The 18908-nt window shown below is 64.8% G+C and carries 14 protein-coding genes and 1 pseudogene; 7 read left to right on the forward strand and 8 right to left on the reverse strand.

Annotated features, from left to right (window positions below; all coding sequences use genetic code 11):
• The first annotated feature begins 81 nt into the window (after positions 1 to 81).
• Positions 82 to 2523, forward strand: coding sequence for a penicillin acylase family protein (locus H6X51_RS06130; protein ID WP_185266633.1), 2442 nt, complete (start codon positions 82 to 84; stop codon positions 2521 to 2523).
• Between the two features lie 178 nt (positions 2524 to 2701).
• Here the strand turns inward: H6X51_RS06130 and H6X51_RS06135 are convergent, their stop codons facing one another.
• The 6 genes from H6X51_RS06135 to H6X51_RS06160 all read right to left on the reverse strand — a co-directional run bounded on the left by H6X51_RS06135 (position 2702) and on the right by H6X51_RS06160 (position 8383).
• Positions 2702 to 3535, reverse strand: coding sequence for a DUF4892 domain-containing protein (locus H6X51_RS06135; protein ID WP_185266634.1), 834 nt, complete (start codon positions 3533 to 3535; stop codon positions 2702 to 2704).
• A gap of 111 nt (positions 3536 to 3646) precedes the next feature.
• Positions 3647 to 4507, reverse strand: a complete 861-nt coding sequence (locus H6X51_RS06140) for an alpha/beta fold hydrolase (protein WP_185266635.1) — start codon at positions 4505 to 4507, stop codon at positions 3647 to 3649.
• 100 nt (positions 4508 to 4607) lie between these two features.
• Positions 4608 to 6275 carry an AMP-binding protein gene (locus H6X51_RS06145; protein WP_185266636.1) on the reverse strand — a complete coding sequence of 556 codons (1668 nt, stop codon included), beginning with the start codon at positions 6273 to 6275 and terminating at the stop codon, positions 4608 to 4610.
• Between the two features lie 25 nt (positions 6276 to 6300).
• A complete protein-coding gene (gene sixA, locus H6X51_RS06150; protein WP_185266637.1) occupies positions 6301 to 6774 on the reverse strand; it encodes a phosphohistidine phosphatase SixA in 474 nt (157 codons plus the stop codon).
• Complete coding sequence (locus H6X51_RS06155) at positions 6771 to 7328, reverse strand: DUF4389 domain-containing protein (RefSeq protein ID WP_185266638.1); 558 nt, start codon at positions 7326 to 7328, stop codon at positions 6771 to 6773. Before H6X51_RS06155 ends, sixA begins: the two co-directional genes overlap by 4 nt.
• Positions 7325 to 8383, reverse strand: a complete 1059-nt coding sequence (locus tag H6X51_RS06160; protein WP_185266639.1) for an NAD(P)H-dependent glycerol-3-phosphate dehydrogenase — start codon at positions 8381 to 8383, stop codon at positions 7325 to 7327. The genes H6X51_RS06155 and H6X51_RS06160 overlap by 4 nt, the downstream gene beginning before the upstream one ends.
• A gap of 126 nt (positions 8384 to 8509) precedes the next feature.
• Between H6X51_RS06160 and H6X51_RS06165 the strand changes: the two genes are divergently transcribed.
• The 6 genes from H6X51_RS06165 to fabB all read left to right on the forward strand — a co-directional run bounded on the left by H6X51_RS06165 (position 8510) and on the right by fabB (position 17369).
• Entirely contained in the window at positions 8510 to 10696 is a 2187-nt protein-coding gene (locus H6X51_RS06165) for a TonB-dependent receptor plug domain-containing protein (RefSeq protein WP_185266640.1), read from the forward strand.
• 61 nt (positions 10697 to 10757) lie between these two features.
• Positions 10758 to 11645 (forward strand): hypothetical protein, encoded by an 888-nt coding sequence (locus H6X51_RS06170; protein ID WP_185266641.1) that lies wholly within the window; start codon positions 10758 to 10760, stop codon positions 11643 to 11645.
• Positions 11642 to 13543 (forward strand): ATP-binding protein, encoded by a 1902-nt coding sequence (locus H6X51_RS06175; RefSeq protein WP_185266642.1) that lies wholly within the window; start codon positions 11642 to 11644, stop codon positions 13541 to 13543. Before H6X51_RS06170 ends, H6X51_RS06175 begins: the two co-directional genes overlap by 4 nt.
• 125 nt (positions 13544 to 13668) lie before the next feature.
• The gene (locus H6X51_RS06180; protein WP_185266643.1) at positions 13669 to 15237 is read left to right on the forward strand and encodes a class I adenylate-forming enzyme family protein; all 1569 of its coding nucleotides are present in this window, start codon (positions 13669 to 13671) and stop codon (positions 15235 to 15237) included.
• Between the two features lie 387 nt (positions 15238 to 15624).
• Positions 15625 to 16140: a 3-hydroxyacyl-[acyl-carrier-protein] dehydratase FabA gene (gene fabA, locus H6X51_RS06185; protein ID WP_185266644.1), complete on the forward strand. Its 516-nt coding sequence runs from the start codon at positions 15625 to 15627 to the stop codon at positions 16138 to 16140.
• Positions 16141 to 16151: 11 nt separating this feature from the next.
• Positions 16152 to 17369 carry a beta-ketoacyl-ACP synthase I gene (gene fabB, locus H6X51_RS06190; protein ID WP_185266645.1) on the forward strand — a complete coding sequence of 406 codons (1218 nt, stop codon included), beginning with the start codon at positions 16152 to 16154 and terminating at the stop codon, positions 17367 to 17369.
• A gap of 57 nt (positions 17370 to 17426) precedes the next feature.
• On the opposite strand, the gene H6X51_RS06195 is transcribed toward fabB, so the two are convergent.
• The gene (locus H6X51_RS06195; protein WP_185266646.1) at positions 17427 to 18608 is read right to left on the reverse strand and encodes a Bcr/CflA family multidrug efflux MFS transporter; all 1182 of its coding nucleotides are present in this window, start codon (positions 18606 to 18608) and stop codon (positions 17427 to 17429) included.
• Between the two features lie 188 nt (positions 18609 to 18796).
• A pseudogene (locus H6X51_RS20465) lies at positions 18797 to 18908 on the reverse strand (IS110 family transposase); the annotation flags it as partial.

Consider the following 18908-nt stretch of genomic DNA (forward strand, 5'->3'; position numbering starts at 1 on the left):
TATTGAATGCCGATTGACGCCGGACCGCTCTCTCAGCATGATGCCCCGGTTCAATCACCATTCTCTGCTACAAGGCCAACCGTGATCCAGCGTCGCACCCTCTTTCGCCTGAAAATTCTCGCTGCCCTGCTCATCATCGCCGTTGCCCTGGCCGCCCTCGGCCATTGGCTGCTGCATAGCGCCGAAGCCCAGCGCAGCGGCACTCTGCGCCTGAATGGCCTGCAGCAGGAAGTGGCAGTGTACTTCGATGCCTGGGGCGTGCCGCATATCGACGCGCAGAACGATGCGGATGCCTACCGTGCGCTCGGCTACCTGCATGCCCAGGACCGACTGTTCCAGATGGATATCGTGCGACGTATCGGCGGTGGCCGGTTATCCGAACTGTTCGGCCAGGAAAGCTATGCCACCGACAAGTTCTTTCGCACCCTGGGCATCAGCCGTTACGCCAGGCAGTATGCGACCTACCTGGAGGAGAATGCGCAGCAGCCGCATGTGCAGCTGATCAAAGCCTATCAGGACGGCATCAACCAGTACATCGACCAGGGCCGCACCCCGGTGGAGTACCGCCTGCTGCTGACCCGGCCGGACTATTTCGCACTGGAAGATATCGCCCACGTGATGGGCTACATGGCCTATTCCTTCGCCGAGGCGTTCCGCACCGACGCCCTGGTCGACCATGTGCGCGGCACGCTGGGTGAACGCCATGCCCAGGACCTGGTGCCTGGCGCACCGGACGCCTCGCCACGCAGCATCAACGCACCACCGACCAGCGTGAGCCTGCTGCAACCCCTGCTGGAGCAACTCACCGAGATACAGGCACAGCTGCCCGCCGGGCAGTTCCACGGCAGCAACGCCTGGGTGGTCAAGGGCGCACTGAGCGCCAGCGGTCGCCCGTTGCTGGCCAACGACCCGCATATCGGTTTCTCCGTGCCGGCAGTATGGTACGAGGCGCATATCCGCACTCCCGAACACGAGGTCTACGGACATTTTCTCGCCGGGTTGCCGTTTCCGCTGCTGGGCCATACCGCGCATCACGCCTGGGGCCTGACCATGCTGATGAACGATGAAATCGACTTCTACCGCGAACGGCCGAACCCTGACAACCCGAACCAGGTACGGGTCGGTGATCGCTGGCAGAACCTGACCATACACGAGGAAGTGATCAAGGTACGCAACCAGGAGGATCGCCTGATCCGCCTGCGCAGCTCGCGCCACGGGCCGATCATCAATGATCACCTGGTCACCGCCGCCACCGACGCGGATACCCCGCCGACCCAGCCGGTCAGCCTGTTCTGGACCTTCCTTACCCCCGGTAGCGACTCCACCGAGGCCTTCTACCGCTACGCCAGGGCCACCAGCATGGCCGAGTTCGAGGCCGCCGCCGCGCTGCACTGGTCGCCGGGCCTGAACGTCATCTACGCGGATGTGGATGACAACATCGCCATGTGGGCCACCGGCCGGCTCAAGCGCTGGCCCAACAGCAACAACAGCTTCACCCTGCTCGATGGCAGCAACCGCCGCGATGACTTCCTCGGCTACCAGCCCTTCGCCTCCAACCCCCGGCTGATCAATCCGCGTGAAGGTTATATCTACAGCACCAACAACCCCTATCCCGGTGACAGCCCGCGCCGTACCCTGCCCGGCTACTACGCCCCCGGCGAACGCGCCGAGCAGCTCGCCACGCTGCTGGCCGGCAGGGACAACTTCGACTTCTCGATCTTCAAGGCCATGCAGCTGGACAGCCACCGCCCCCGCGCGGTGTCGATGGTCCAGGATGCGCTGCCGCTGTTCGACAGTGCCCTACTGCCCGAGACCCTGCGCTCATCAGCCGAGCGCGCCCGGCAGATTCTCGCCGAGTGGGATGGCCGCTTCACTCCCGACAGTACCGGGGCGGCACTGTTCCAGCGCTGGGAGGACAACCTGATGCAGACGCTGTTCGCCGACGAGCTGGGCGATCACTATACGCACTTCCGCGACACCTTCATGGCCCGCAAGACCCTCGACAGCCTGTTCTGGAAGCCCGCCTCACCATGGTGGGACAACCGCCAGCAACCGATCATGGATGGCCGCCAGTCGGCCATCGAGCAGGCCTGGATTCACAGCATAGAGGCACTGAGCGATGAACTGGGTGCCGACCCGGAGAACTGGACCTGGCAGAAACTCGCCAGCCTGCAGCACAAGCACCCGCTGGCGGACAGGATTCCCTTCGCCTGGCGCCTGAACAGCGCCAAGGTCGCGATCACCGGCACCAACGGCAGCCTGAACAACATGGTGTTCAACCGTGGAGGCCCGCGCTATGAAGTGATCGCCGGCCCCTCGACCCGGCGCCTGGTGGACCTGGCCGACCCGGCCATGACCCTGGGTATCAACCCGCTGGGCCAGTCCGGCAACCCCTTCGATCCGCACTATGACGACCAGGCGCAGCTGTTCGCCCAGGGCAACTACCGCGCCCAGCTGTTCGACTGGCTGGGCATCCGCGCCCTGCCCGACCAGTTGACCCTGCGACCGGGGCGGCGCAGGTAAGTTATAAGCTGACTTCCTGCAGGCGTAGCGCCCGATCCCACTCCCGATGAAAGCCCCACCCCGGGGCGATGACGCTATCGCGGCGGGGCGCCGCTCCTACCACAAACACACAGCCCACCTGTAGGAGCCCCGCCTCGGGGCGATGGCGGCGGTGCGGATAACCTGGCGATAATACTGCTCAGCGCTTTTCCAGCCGCACACCCGTCTCCGGCAGCGGCTCACCGATCTCCAGGCGCTGCTGGGCGATACCGCGCTCCTGCAGTTGCTGCACGAAGGCCGGCGCCTGGGCGCCATCGACCTGGATGCGCAGGCGGTTGTCCGAGCGTAGCATACGCGCGGTCAGGTCGATCCAGGCGTTGCTGGTAGCGTCCTCGCTATCCTCCGGTACCACCGCCGGTAGCAACAGCTCGCCTTCGGCATGCAGGATCTTGCCCAGCGTCGCCGGTGTCGGATACAGCACCTCAGTCACCGGTTGCGCCGGGGTCAGTTGATCCAGATGCAGGTAGACCCGCTGATTGCCACGGGTGATCGCGTACAGGCTGATGAAGCGTTGCGGCTGGTCATCCAGCCGCAGGGCCAGGTACAGCTGGTTCTCTTCCGGGCCGTAGAGCCGTGAATAGCCCAACACCTGGTTGGCCCACAGGCTGCTGCTGCCACATTCGCGGCCTTCACAGAAGAACAGCGTGGTGTGCGGATGCTGCTGCAACTGATTCACCGCATGCGCCATCGCCTCCCTGGCACCATGCCCCTCGGGAATACGCCAGGAGATGCGCACCAGCTCCCCCACCGCCTGCACTTCACGCTCGGCGCGCACCTGGTTGTTGATGCGCCGGATATTGCCGATCACCACGCTGTGTTCCGCATCCTGCTGTACCTGCTCTCGGGCCACCTCGGCCCGTGGGAATGGCTCTATGGCCAGGTTGGCCGCGGCACTGGCCAGCGGGGCGGCAAGCAACCCCAGCGCCAGCAGGGCGGGACGCAGCAGGTTCAGGCGGTTCTTGTGCAAATCCATCGATACTCCTTAACGACAGCCCGCCGGCGCTGGTTCGGCAGGACCTCTGACTGTAGGCAGACTCCGGCTCATCCGGATATAGCCCCAGCCTTGCCCAGCCGCCGCGCTGGGTCAAGCAAGGGTTTGGAAAAAGCTGTCGATAATTGTTGCAACGATTGGCGCCGGCTCCTCCAGATGCAGGTGATGGCCCCCTTCCACCCGGTGGGTCTGGATGTGCCCGAAGCGGTCGATCCGCTCCAGCAGCTGCGGATGCCTGGCCATCACACCCTGGCTGGCCAGCACCAGGCAGGTCGGCGTACTGATCGCCTCGGCGAAGGCGATGGCGTGTTCGAAGGTCAGGCGCACCGGCGAGGGCAGCATCAGTTGCGGGTCGGTACGCCAGGTCCAGCCACCCTGCTCCGGCATCAACCCGCGCTCGACCAGCATGGCCGCCGCATCGCGTGAGATGCTCGAGGTACCGCCCAGCACCCTGGCGCTGACCGCCTTGGCCGCACTGTCATAGACCGGCTTGCGCTTGCCGGCCAGCGCCTGGCTGGCTTCGAAGAAACGCGCCATCTGCCGTGGCGCGTCCTGCGCTTCGCCGGTGACCGGCAGCAGGCCATCGATCATTGCCGCACCGATCAGCCGCTGCGGCAATGTGCCGGAAAGGATGCAACTGATGATTCCACCCATCGAATGACCGAGCAGGGCGAAACGCTTCCAGCCCAGGTCGTTGGCCACCTGCAGCACGGTCGCCGCCTGCTGCCAGAGGCTGTAGCCACCGGCCGGCAGGTGATCGGACAGGCCATGACCGGGCAGGTCCAGCGCCACCAGATGAACATTGCTCAGCTGCGGTCCGATCAGATCGAAGGTCGCCGCGTTATCCAGCCAGCCATGCAGGCCGATGACCGGCAAGCCGCCAGGCTCTCCCCAGACCTTGCCGGCGATCTCGATCGACGGCAGGGTGAAACGTATTTCATGACTGTTGCGCATGCTGTTTCGCTGTTGCATATGGATGAGGCGTTGACTGTAAGGAAGGCCACGGACCGGCGACAAGCTGCTGGCGCGCCATGAATGGACGGATATAACAATCTCAGTCCTGCCAGACGATGCTGGTGCCCCTTACCGACCAGTCGCCGAGACGGTCCTGGTAGCGCGCCCGGATTACACCTCGGCGCAGCTGCATGGTGGCTGTGAGGCTGCCATCGTCCAGGGTCCAGGCATCGCTGCTCGCTACCAGGCAGCCCAGCTGCTCCCAGCGCTGCAGCTGACTGTTGACCTGCTGCAGCAGCACCTCCAGCTCCTTCTCCAGCTCATGCCGGGGCAGCACGCGGGCCTCCTCGGTCAACGCCAGCAATGCCAGCGGCTGGGCCAACCCTTCACCCAGCACACAGGCATGCTCGACCAGGGCATGCGCCAGCAACCGGTGTTCGATCGGCTGCGGCACGATCAGTCGCCCGTCGGCGTTATGGAACAGATCGCTGATCCGGCCACTGAGCCGGAGCAGGCCTTCCTGATCGATCTCGCCACGATCACCGGTATGCAGAAAGCCCTGCTCGTCGAGCTTGCGCGCGGTCTTCTGCGGATCCCGGAAATAGCCGAGCATGGTCGCCTGGCTGCGCACCAGCAGTTGCTGGTCCGGGTCCAGCCGGCACTCGACCCCAGGGTTGGGCAGGCCGCACCAGCCCGGGCGCAGGCGACCCGGACGGCCGACATGCGAATAGCCGCAATTCTCGGTCAGGCCGTAGATCTCGAACAGCCGCACACCGATGCGGTGATACCAGTCCATCAGCTCGCCCGGCATCACATCGCAGCTGGCCACGGCAAAACGCACCTGGTCCAGCCCCAGTTGCTCGAGCATGCCGCTCGCCAGGCGCTTGCCCAGCAGGGGGATCTTCAGCGCGGTGTCCAGCACCCGCTGCTGGGTACGACGCATCACTCCCTTGCGGATCTGCTGCCAGGTCGAGGGCGTACCGAGGAACAGCGTCGGCCGGGCACGGCGCAGATCGTCGATGAAGGTGGCGCGGCTGTGGACGAAATACAGGGTCATGCCCGACAGCAGCGACTGCATCTCGATGAACTGGCGCTCGGCCACATGGGACAGCGGCAGCCATGACAGAACCCGGTCCTGGTCGGTGGTCAGGAACAGCCGCAGGAAGCTGTTCGCCGCGAAATACATGCTGGCGAAGCTCAGCATGCAGCCCTTGGGCAGGCCAGTGGCACCGGCACTGTACATGATGGTGGCCATCTGCGCCGGGTCGCAGGCCCGCGCCTGCTGCAACGGGGCGCTGCCCTGCACCGATTGCCAGTCGAGCAGTTGCTCGTCGGTCTCGGCCAGCGGCAAACCGACCCAGGGCACCCCCGGTGGCAGCCCCGGACGCAGCTGCTGCCAGTCGTCCAGCTTGCCGACCACCACTACCCGCGATTCGGAGTGTTCGAGCATCTGCCGCAGGGCGTCGGCCGGCAGGGTTGGCGGCAGCGGCACCGATACGTGCCCGGCCATCCAGATCGCCAGGTCGGCGATGATCCAGTGGGCGCAGTTCTTCGAGATGATCGCTACCTGGCTGCGCTCAGGCAGGTTCTGCTGCACCAGCCACCCGGCAAAACGCCGGGCCTGGTCCGCCGCCTGCCGCCAGCTGAGTTCCAGCGTGCTGCCGTCGGCCAGCGGCTGGATCAACCAGATCCTGTCCGGATGCTGCCGTTCATGCCGGAAGAACGCCTCCAGCACCGGCACGACCGCCGCCCCTGTCGGATTGTCCATGCCTCACTCCGCGTGATCGTTATTATTATGTGCCCGACGCGCTGGCCGGATTGCTCAGGCTGAGCAACTGCGCCACCCCGGCGGCCGGCATGGACATTTCCAGGCAGGCCAGTCCGGCGGTGGGCATGGGGTAGTGCTGCTGGCGGTGACCATCCACCGCCAGGCTGATCAGCTGGCCGACCAGCGGCTGGTGGCTGACCAGCAGGATATTGCCCTCGGAGCGCTCGGCCAGACGATCCAGCGCCTCCAGCGGATCATCGTCGGGGGTCAGCCAGTCCACCGTGGTAATACTGCGGCGCATGCCCAGCTGCTGGCGCACCAGCTCCGCGGTCTGCTGGGCTCGCACGTAGGGGCTGGCCAGGATGATATCCAGCGGCTGGCCGGCGAGCCGCCGGGCCATCTGCAGCGCCTCCTGCCTGCCGGTCTCGGTCAGGCGCCGCTGCGGGTCGCTGGCGGCGCTGGGTTCGGCCTGGCCATGGCGCAGAACCCAGACTTTCATGGCTTCAACCTGCTGCCATCGCCAGCCGTGGCATCCGGATCATCGGTCTCCGCCGGCAACACTATCGGCGGTTCGGGTTGCGGCTCGTCTGCCGGCTGTGGCGCAACCGGTGGTTCAGGCTCAACCGCCGGGGCCGGCGCATCAGCCACCAGCGGTGCGGCGGCCGGATCGACCACCGGCGCCGAGGTCGCCGGCGCTACCGGTGTGACCGGCGGCACTGGCGCGGCCGTGTGCGGCTCGACGGTAACCGGGCCTTCAGCCGGCTTCGGTTGCCATTCGGCATCCTCGGCGGGCCATTCGATGAACGGCCAGGGCTTCACTTCGCTGGCGCCACTGACATAGCGTCCCATCTGCCAGGCGTACTGCGACAGGCTGTTGCCCAACCCGGCCAGCCGCGCATGCGGCTCGCCGGTGAACAGGCGAAAACCGATCTGCAGCACCAGGATCACCGCCAGCAGGAACTCGACCACCTGCCAGGCCAGGGCGAACAGCAGGGTGTAGAGCAGCCGCAGCCAGAAGTCGGCGCTGGTGATGTTGTCTTTGAATGTGTTCATTGCTGCTCCCCATTTTCCTTGTTCAAAGCGGTACAGGACATGAAGGCGGAAAACTCCACATCATGCTTCTGTTCGGCACTCATCAGTTTGCCGATGACCTCGGTCAAGGGCTGCTGCTCGAAGATGATCGCATGCAACCCGGCCACCAGCGGCATGTACACGCCCTCCTCCAGGGACTTCTGGCGCAGGACCTTGAGTGTGTTCACCCCCTCGGCCACCTGCCCCAGCCGGGCCACGCTCTGCTCCAGCGTCATGCCCTTGCCCAGCGCGTGGCCGACCTGGAAGTTGCGTGACATCGGCGAGGTACAGGTGACGATCAGATCACCCACCCCGGCCAGGCCGAGGAAGGTCAGCGGATTGGCCCCCATGTGCACGGCGAACCGGGTCATTTCCGCCAGCGCGCGGGTGATCAGCATGCTCTTGGTGTTCTCGCCCACGCCCATGGCGGCGGCCATGCCGGAGATGATGGCATAGACATTCTTCAGCGCACCGCCCAGCTCGACGCCGTAGCGGTCCTTGCTGGCATACACGCGCAGGCTCTGGCAACCGAGCACTGCCTGCACCTGGGCGCTGAGGGTCTCGTCGTCGCTGGCGACCACGGTGGCGGTGAGCGCGCCGGCGGCCATCTCGCGGGCCAGGTTGGGGCCGGACAATACCGCCACCCGCGCTTCGGGGACTTCCTGCTCGACGATCTGGCTCATCATCAGGAAGCCCGGCTGCTCGATGCCCTTGGTGGTGCTGATCACGCCCTTGCCGGCCAGGCCCGGACCGATCTGCTGCAGCACGCTGCGAAAGGCGCCACTGGGAATGGCCAGAAATACCAGTTCCGCCTGCTGCAGCGCAGCGGCCAGATCGCTGGTGATGGTCAGTCGCGGGTCAAGCCGGATGCCCGGCAGATAGCGGGTATTCTCTCCCTGGCGGCGCATGTCGGCGGCCTGCTGCTCATTGCGCAGCCACAGCGTGGCGGGCACACCATTGGCCGCCAGCAGGTTGGCCAGGGTGGTGCCAAAACTGCCGCCACCGAGGACGGTAACGGGGACCTTGAGGTCGGTCATGCAGATTCCTTGAAACAAATGAACAGCCGTCAGTATATGTCCGCGAACAATAACAGCGAAGCGGTGATGAAAAAACCGGGTATCACCGTTACCATGCGCACAACCCAAAATGGATTTTGACCGCACATGCCGATGCTCCCGCCGCGCTCCGCTGCCGTACTGGCAGCGCTCTGCCTGTACCCTGCCAGCGTCCTCGCCGCCAGCCTCGACCCGCTCGAACTGCCGGTGGTGCTGACCGCTACGCGGCTGAAACAGCCGCCCGCCGAGGTACCCGGCAGCATGACCGTACTGGATCGGCAACTGATCCGTGCCAGCGGTGCGCGCAGCATTCCCGAGCTGCTGCGCCTGGTGCCCGGCATGCATATAGGCTACCGGCGCGGCAACCAGATCAACGTCAACTACCACGGCACCAACGTCACCGAGGCCCGGCGCCTGCAGGTGCTGGTCGATGGCCGCTCGGTCTACCGGCCCGGCCTGGCTACGGTGGACTGGGCCGAATTGGCACTGGCGATCGAGGATATCGACCACATAGTAGTGTTCCGCGGCCCGAATACCGCCGCCTACGGCGCCAATGCGCTGATGGGCGTGGTCAATATCGTCACTCGGCTGCCGCTGGCAGAGCACGGCACCACGCTGAAATACACCGGGGGCGATCGCGGGGTGCGTGACTGGTACGCCAGCCATAGCGGCGGCTCCTTGCTGCACGGCTGGCGCCTGAGCCTGTCCGGCCAGCAGGACGACGGCTTCGATCACGACGACAGCGGCAGCGACTACCGTGACAGCCTGCGGGCCAGCCGTTTCAATCTGCGCCACGCCTGGCAACTGTCTCCCCGGCAGAGCCTGGACTGGCAACTGGCCGCCAGCGAAGCCAGCCGCCAGAGCTATTATGAATTCGGCACCTACTTCAACCACCGCAAGGGCAATTCACCGCTGGACCAGGCGATCACCGCCCATGCCCCCGATGCGGATATCCGCGGGCGGGACTTCTCCACCCTGGGGCTGTGGAAGCTGGATCTCGACGCCGAACACCAGGTTCAGGTGCAGGCCTATGCCCAGCACACCGAACGCCTGCGCGACTGGCGCATCTGCGATTCGCCGGTGGCCTTCACCCCCGCCCTGCGCCAGCTCAATGCGCTGAGCCAGCTGGCCGCACGCCGGGTCAGGAGCTATCTGGAGCTACCGGCACCGGCGCTGGGCATGGATGACTACATCCATACCTACATGGGCCTGGAAGGCCAGACCTACACCCCACGCATGCAGGAACTGGCGCACCAGGTACGCGACCTGGTAGCCCAGCACCGGGACTCCCAACCGGTATGCGGGGACATCAACGAGAATATCCGGGAAAACCGCTATCACATCGAGATCCAGGACGCGCTGCGCCTGACACCGCAACTGCGCCTGCTCAGCGGCGCCAGCTACCGCTATGATCGGGTCAGCTCCGACAGCTACTTCTCCGGCACCCTCGACAACCACGTCAGCCAGCTGTTCGGCAATCTGGAATACCGCCCCCATGAACGCTGGCTGTTCCAGGCCGGTGGCATGTACGAGCATGAAAAGCTGGTCGGCGACTCCTTCTCGCCGCGCCTGGCCGGCCACCTGTTCCTGGCCCCACAGCACAGCCTGCGCCTGGTGTATGCCGAGGCAGTACGTTCGCCTGACATGTACGAGAACCATGCCAACTGGCGCTACCGGCTGCGCAACGTCAGCGGGCCACTGACCGGCCCGCTGACCCACTACGCCTGGGCACAGGGCCCCGGCGACCTGCAGCAGGAGCGCATGCGTTCCCGGGAAATCGGCTATAACGGCCACTTCCATCAACTCGGCATACGCCTGGATGTCCGCGCCTTCCATGAGCGCATCACCGGCATGAACAGCCAGCCGCTGAAGGTCGACAACTTCCAGCCGAACAACGCCTCGCAGATTCGCTTCAAGGGCGTGGAAACCGAGCTGGACTGGCAACTGAGCGCCACCGACCGCCTGCGCCTGACCCATGCGCGCATCGATTTCGACGCCACCAGCAAGTACGACCAGCGCCTCACCGCCCGCCACTCGGGTAGCGCCGCCTGGCTCCGCCTGTGGCCGGGCGAGATCAGTACCAGCCTGATGTACTACGGCGCCGACCAGTTGAACGAGCATCGCTTCGAGCGCCTGGATACCCGTATCGAAAAGCGCCTGCGGCTGGGCCCGGACAACAGCCTGGCCCTGGCCCTGACCTGGCAGTACCGACTGGACGACGAGCCCCTGACCTGGCCGGAAAATTTACATGACAGCCGTAGTCACCTTTACCTCAGCGCTGAGTTAAACTTCTGAAGCCAATCGAGCTGACAAGGAATGTCACCATGCTGCCACCCTTCATGAACCGGGCCAGGCCATGCAACCGCTGCGCCTGAGCGCCATCGCCCTGCTGTGGCTGCTGAGCAGCTGCGCCTGGGCGGATATCGTGCTGGTGATCAAGCCGCGCGAAACCCAGCTGACCCTGGCCTTCGTCGACGCCCTGCAGCAGCGCCGGCCAGCGGATACCCTGCTGGTCCGGCTGCTCGGCGAACAGCCCGAGCCCGGCGCCGCGACCCTGGTCATCACCATGGGGCTGGAGGCGCTGGAGTGGCGCCTGCAGCAGGCGAGCACGGTGCCGACCATCGCCACCTTCATCACCCTCGACCAGTTGACGCCGCAATACCATGCCGGACACCCGCCCTTCGTGCAGGTCCTGCTGGCCAGTGCCAAGCCCGAGCGCCAGCTGATACTGGCGCAGCTGCTGATCCCCCGCCTGCACAGCGTCGGGCTGCTGCACAGCGATCAACAGCAGTGGCAACGATCCCTGTGGCAGACCGCGGCTCAGCGCCGGAAGCTGAAGCTGCAGGCGCGCTCGGTCGCCGACCAGCAGGATCTGCTGCGGCACCTGACCAGCCTGCTGGATGACAGCGAGGTGCTGATCGGGCTGGACGATCCACAGGTCTACAACGCCGCCAACCTCAAGCCGCTGCTGCTCAGTGCCTATAACCGCAACCGCGTACTGATCGGCCCCTCGGCACCCTTCATCGCTGCTGGCAGCCTGAGCACCACCTACAGTTCGGCGCAGGACATGGCTGACAGCCTCGAGGAAATCCTGCAGGATGACTGGCGCCCCGGCGCGGTGCGCTATCCCACGCATTTCTCGGTATTGAGCAACCCGCAGGTGGCACGCTCGCTCGGCCTGCCACCACCACGGGATGCCGAACTGCGACAGCGGATCCATGCAGAGGAACAAGCATCACCATGAATATCGTGCAACGCGGCAGCATCCATCGCCGGCTGATCATGATCGCGCTGCTGCCAGCCACCCTGCTCGGCGTCATGCTGCTCGCCTATTTCACCCATGTGCGCCTGGAGGCATTGGACCAGGAAATGCAGACCACCGGCCAGCTGATCGCCGACCAGTTGGCGCCGGCCACCGAGTATGCGGTGATCACCGGTAACCGCGCGCTGCTCGACAGTCTGATCACCAGCTCGCTGAACATCCCCCACGTGCAGCGCATTGAGGTATTCGACCGCGATGGCAGATCGCTGGCCATGCAACGCTCCAGTCGGGCGCCGACTACCCACCTGCACATGTTCAACGCCGAGATCCTGCGCCAGCGCGTGCCGCTGCACTATGACCTGTTCCTGCTCAACACCGATGACAACCTCAACGGCACCACGGAGAAGGTCGGCGTGGTCGAAGTCGGCCTCAGTTTCCAGGCATTCGTCGAGCGCCAGCGCAGCATCATGTGGCGCAGCCTGCAACTCGGCGCCCTGGTGTTGCTCGCCGCCCTGCTGCTGTCCTCCCGTCTGGCCCGGGCGCTGGCCACTCCGCTGGTGCAGATGAGCCAGGCGGTACAGGCGCTGCAGGACGGTCGCCTGCAAACCCGGCTGCAGGTCAATGAGGACAGCCAGATCGGCGAATTGATGAACAACATCAATCACCTGGCCGCCACCCTGCAACAGGCCGAGGCGCAACAGCGCGAGGCCATGGCCGCGCTGATCGCCGCGCGCGAACAGGCCGAGCAGGCCAGCCGGGCCAAGTCCGATTTCCTGGCGATGATGAGCCATGAATTGCGTACCCCGATGAACGGCGTCATGGGCATGCTGCAATTGCTGGAAACCACCGACCTGAGCGAAGAGCAGCAGGAATACGCGCGCATCGCCAGCGAATCCACCGACCACCTGCTCAAGGTGATCAACGATATCCTCGATCTGTCCCGCGTCGAGCGCGGCGCCCTGGAGCTGGAACATATCCGCTTCGACCTGGCCTCGCTGATCAGCCGCACCGCCATCGCCTTCGATTACGCCGCGGCACAGAAGGGCCTGCAGCTGATCGTCGAGCAGCACGGCGAACCATCCACCCCCCTGGTACTGGGCGACCCCACCCGGCTGCGGCAGATCCTGGTCAACCTGCTGGGCAATGCACTGAAGTTCACCGAGCAGGGCAGCATCCGCCTGCGCGTACACTGGCATGCGGATGCCAGCGGCCTGCTGCAACTGGTCTGCCAGGTAATCGACAGCGGCATCGGCATCGACAGCGCCCATCTGGAGCACATGTTCAATGCCTTCCAGCAGGGCGACAGCAGCACCTCGCGGCGCTTCGGCGGCACCGGCCTGGGCCTGGCGATTGCCCGTCACTTCGCCCGCCGGATGGGTGGTGACCTGCGCGCCAGCAGCGAACCCGGCGCCGGCTCCTGCTTCACCCTGAGCATTCCCCTGGAGCCGGCCGAGCAGAGCGCCAGCCAGGTACCACTCGCCACCCCGACGATGATCCGCCCGGGCTCATTGCCGGTCTTGCTGGTGGAGGACAACCCGGTCAACCAGATGGTCATGGAAGGCATGCTGCGCAGCCTGGCGCAATCGGTGGTGGTGGCCGAGGACGGGCACCAGGCACTGCAATTGCTGAAGGACCCACAGCAAGCCTTCTCTATCATCTTCATGGATATCCAGCTGCCGGACATCGACGGCTTCACCGTGTACCGCTGGTATACCCGCCACTGCGCCGACACCCGCGTCGCCCCACACCCCTGCATCGCCCTGACCGCCAGCGCTTCCCAGGAAGACCGGCAGCAGAGCGAGGCAGCCGGCATGCAGGGCTTTCTCGCCAAGCCGGTAACCCGCAAGGCATTGCAGCAGTTGCTCGAGCGTTGGGCCTGAGCGACAGCGCCCCGTGGCATCAACCAGGTTGATCGGCCATTATTCCGCAATGCCCCGGGCATGGATTCACAACATCAAAACAGCCACACTGGGGCACCATCATCATTCTCAGGGGCGCATCAGGAATGAGCGTTACAGCCAGTTATCCGATAACACTCGAATCACCCTTCACCACCCTGCCGGAGCTGCTGGCATTGCATGCCCGGCATCGGGCCGAGCACCCGGCGCTGATTCAGGATGATCGCCAGCTCAGCTATGCCGAACTGGAGGTCCAGGTCAACCGGGCTGCCGCGGCGCTGCAGCGCGATGGCCTGCAACCCGGCGACGCCATTGCCATCTGCGCTGCCAACTCGATTCCCTATGCCATCCTGTTCCTCGCCGCCCTGCGCGCCGGCATGGTGGTCGCGCCGCTGGCGCCCTCCTCCACGCCTGACAGCCTGCTGACCATGCTGAAGGATTCCGCCGCCAGGCTGTTCTTCGTCGATCAGGCGGTGGACCAGGCACTGCAGGCAGTCGCCGGGCAGATCCCGGTACCATTGCTGAGCCTGGATGACAGCCGCCCGCAAGCCGGCTTCAGCCAATGGCTGGCCGACGCCCAGCCCGCGCCGGTCGCGCTGACACCGGACACCCTGTTCAACGTCATCTATTCCTCGGGTACCACCGGCGAGCCGAAAGGCATAGTGCATGACCACCTGATGCGCTGGTCGCACATTCAACGGGGCCTGGCGTTCGGCTACGGCCCCGACTGCGTCACCCTGATGTCCACTCCGCTGTATTCCAACACCACGCTGGTGTCCTTCCTGCCGACCATCGGCCTGGGCGGTACCCTGGTGCTGATGAGCAAGTTCGACGCCAAGAGGTACCTGGAACTGGCCCAGCAACACCACGCCACCCACACCATGCTGGTGCCGGTGCAGTACCAGCGGATCATGGCCCGTGCCGACTTCGACCAGTACGACCTGTCTTGCTTCAGGATGAAATTCAGCACCAGTGCGCCCTTCCATGGCGAGCTGAAGGCCGACATCCTGGCGCGCTGGCCCGGCGGCCTGATGGAGTTCTACGGCATGACCGAAGGGGGTGGTTCCTGCATGCTGATCGCCCACGAGTTCGCCGACAAGCTGAACACCGTGGGCCGCCCGCTGGACGGTCATGACATGCGGGTGATCGACGAGGATGGCAACGAGTTGCCGACCGGCGAGATCGGCGAGGTGGTCGGTCATTCGGTAGCCATGATGACCGGCTACCTGAACAAGCCGGAAAAGACCGCCAAAGCCGAGTGGTATGACCACACCGGTAAACGCTTCATCCGTACCGGTGACGTCGGCCGCTTCGACCAGGATGGCTTCCTCACGCTGATGGACCGGCGCAAGGACATGATCATCAGCGGCGGCTTCAACATCTATCCCAGCGATCTGGAGGAAGTGCTGCGCAAGCATCCCGACCTGCTGGAGGTCACCGTCATCGGCGTGCAGTCCACCAGTTGGGGGGAGACCCCGGTCGGTTACGCGGTCCTCAAACCCGGCGCCGCCACCTCTGCCGAAAACATCTTGCAATGGTTCAATGGGCAGGTCGGCAAGACCCAGCGGCTGAACCGCGTCATTCTCACTGACGAACTGCCGCGCAGCGCCATCGGCAAGGTCCTCAAGCGTGAATTGCGTGACCAGTTCCAGCAGCAGTTCGGCGTACTGGACTGAGGCTGCGGGGGTGTAGCGCCCCGGTCCGCGTTCGGGCGCTACACCTGCGGCCTCCGAGCCACTGCGTCGTCGAGTCGAGCGCGACCCGGCCAGCGTGCCCCGGCCAGCGTGCCCCGGCCCGATCGCGGCCCGAGGCGCTCGACAACCCGATGGCGTGGGAGCGCCGCCCCGGCGCGAAGCGGACTACCAGCAACCGCGAAGCAAAAATTCACGCGGAAGTTTTGTTCTGGAACAGCATCGCGGGTATCCTCAACGCCTCATCTGTCCGGGTGTGACTTTCACCGCCCCAGGTCAGTCTGAGCTTACGCTGGCGGATACATCGTTCATCAACCCCCGCCATGCCGATACAATAGCGCCCCACCGAACGGGGAAGAGCAGGAGCTTCTAATGTCAAAACAAAATGCGTATAGCCGGGAAGAACTGCTTCAATGCAGTCGTGGCGAGTTGTTCGGCCCCGGTAACGCACAGTTGCCCGCCCCCAACATGCTGATGATCGACCGCATCACCCACATCAGCGAAACGGGCGGCCGCTTCGGCAAGGGCGAAATCGTTGCCGAACTGGATATCCATCCCGACCTGTGGTTCTTCGCCTGTCACTTCGAAGGTGACCCGGTGATGCCCGGTTGCCTGGGCCTAGACGCCATGTGGCAACTGGTCGGTTTCCATCTCGGCTGGCTGGGCTATCAGGGGCGCGGGCGCGCACTGGGCTCCGGCGAAGTGAAGTTTTTCGGCCAGGTCTTGCCGACCGCGAAGAAAGTCACCTATACCATACATATCAAACGCACCATCAACCGCGCCCTGACCCTGGGCATCGCCGACGGCACCATGGCGGTTGACGGCCGCGAGATCTACACCGCCGAAGGCCTGCGGGTAGGTCTGTTCACATCTACTGATAGCTTCTGAGGATCATCACTATGCGTCGCGTCGTGATTACCGGTATGGGCATTGTCTCCTGCCTCGGCCAGGACCTGGAAAGCGTGGCCGCCAGCCTGAAAGAAGGCAAGTCGGGCATTACCCACAACCCCGAATATGCAGAAATGGGCCTGCGCAGCCAGGTCTCCGGCAGCGTCAGGATCGATCTGGACGCCGCTATCGACCGCAAGGTCAAGCGTTTCATGGGCGATGCCGCAGCATTCGCCTACCTGTCCATGCAACAGGCGATTGCCGACTCGGGCCTGAGCGAAGAGCAGATCAGCAACCCGCGCACCGGCCTGATCGCCGGCAGCGGTGGCGCCTCCACGCTGAACCAGATGGAGTCGATCGACATCCTGCGCGAGAAAGGCGTGAAGAAGATCGGGCCGTACCGCGTGCCGCGCACCATGGGCAGCACCGTTTCCGCCTGTCTGGCCACGCCGTTCAAGATCAAGGGCATCAACTACTCGATCTCCTCCGCCTGCGCCACCAGTGCCCACTGCATCGGCAGCGCCATGGAACAGATCCAGATGGGCAAGCAGGACGTGATCTTCGCCGGCGGTGGTGAAGAGGAGCACTGGAGCCAGTCCATGCTGTTCGACGCCATGGGCGCACTGTCCACCCAGTACAACGACACGCCGGAAAAGGCCTCGCGCGCCTACGACGCCAAGCGTGACGGCTTCGTCATCGCCGGCGGTGGTGGCATGGTAGTGGTCGAGGAGCTGGAGCACGCTTTGGCCCGTGGCGCGAAGATCTACGCCGAAGTGGTCGGTTACGGCGCCACCTCGGATGGCTACGACATGGTCGCACCGAGCGGCGAAGGCGCCGTGCGCTGCATGCAGCAGGCCCTGGCCACCGTCGAAGGCAGCATCGACTACCTCAACACCCACGGCACCTCCACGCCGGTGGGCGATGTCGCCGAGCTCAAGGCGATCCGTGAAGTGTTCGGCGACAAGGCACCCAAGATCAGCTCGACCAAGAGCCTGTCCGGCCACTCGCTGGGCGCTGCCGGGGTCCAGGAAGCGATCTACTGCCTGCTGATGATGCGTGACAACTTCCTCGCCGCCTCGGCCAACATTGAGGAGCTGGACGAGAACGCAGCCGATCTGCCGATCCTGCGCGAGCGCCTGGACCAGGCGGTCGACCTGATGATGTCCAACAGCTTCGGCTTCGGTGGCACCAACGCCACTCTGATCCTCAAGCGCTGGTCCGGCGCCTGAGACTGACGGCGGGCAGATCTGCTCTGCCCGCCGCCTGTCACTTCCCTTCCCTCTGCCTCAAGCCAGCTTGCCCTGCGACACCCGCCGCGCCAGCAAGGCCATGCTCGCCGATACCACACCGCACAGCGTGATCATGCCGGTCATCGGCAACGCCGTACCATCATGCAGCACCCCGACCATGGCCGAGACCACCCCAGCGATGGCGAACTGCAGGGTGCCCATCAACGCCGAGGCCACCCCCGCCTGGTGACCATGCCCGGCCATGGCGCAGGCCGACGAGTTCGGCAGCACCAGAGCCAGCACCGCCATGCAGATGAACAGCGGCACCAGCAACGGCCACAGCGATGCCGGCTGGGCCAGCGCCACCAGCGACAGCGCCACGGTGCTGCACATGAACAGCAAGGTGGTGCTCTTGAGCAGCTTGAGCGGCGTACGACGGCGCAGCAGCCGACCGTTGAGCTGCGCTGCCAGCACGAAGCCCGCCGAGTTCATGCCGAAGAACCAGCCGTAATGTTCCACCGGCACGCCATACAACTCGATGAATACGAAGGGTGAGCCGGCGATATAGGCGAACATGCCGGCCATGGCGACGCCGCCGGTCAGTGCATGGAACATGAACTCCGGCTCCTTCAGCAACCGGCCATAACGCCCCAGCGCACTCGACAGCTGGCTGCGCGGCCCATCCACAGGAAGCGTCTCGGGCAGGCGGAAGAACACCAGGAAGCCAAAGGCGCCGGCGAATACCGCGAGGAAGGTGAAGATCAGCTCCCAACCGCCCAATAGCATCAGCCAGCCACCGGCCAGCGGCGCCAGGATCGGCGCCACGCCCATCACCAGCATCAATTGCGAGAAGGCCCTGGCCGCCTCGATCGGCGTGCACATATCACGGACGATGGCGCGGTTGACCACCATGCCGGCGCAGCCGCCGAGTGCCTGGGCGAAACGCGCGGCGATCAGCCACTCCAGGGTCGGCGCCAGGGCGCAGGCCACCGAGGCCAGGGTGAACAGGCCGATGCCGAACAGCAGCGGCTTGCGCCGTCCGAAACGATCGGCCACCGGACCATAGAACAGCTGCCCCAGTGCCAGCCCGATGAAGTAGGCCGACAGGCTCAGCTGGACATGCTCGGTATCGGTAGCGAAGCTCTGCGCAATGGCGGGAAAGGCAGGCAGATAGAGATCGATGGCCAAAGGACCAAAAGCACTCAGACCACCCAGGATGAGCAGTAAACGAAGGGTCATGTAGCATCCACGAAGCCGAAGCCGGACGGCAGGAGAGCCCGGCGGAATCGGTCATCATGCCAGATTCCGCCGCAACAAAAAAATAGCCGGGACGCAATAGCTGGTATTCGGGAGCTGTCAATACCCGACCTGGATGCCAGGGTTGGCAGGCCGGAGCTGTGGGAGATTCTATGGTTCCAGGCAACCCCTTATTCTGCTGTTTTTGGCTGGTAGGTTGTCTGGTTCTGCATCAGCGCAAAGGCAATACGTGCCAGCTTGCGCGCCAGTTTAACCAGCGCTTGAACCGGTTTCAGCCCCTGT

It is taken from the genome of Halopseudomonas xiamenensis (assembly GCF_014219065.1).
Classification (GTDB): domain Bacteria; phylum Pseudomonadota; class Gammaproteobacteria; order Pseudomonadales; family Pseudomonadaceae; genus Halopseudomonas; species Halopseudomonas xiamenensis.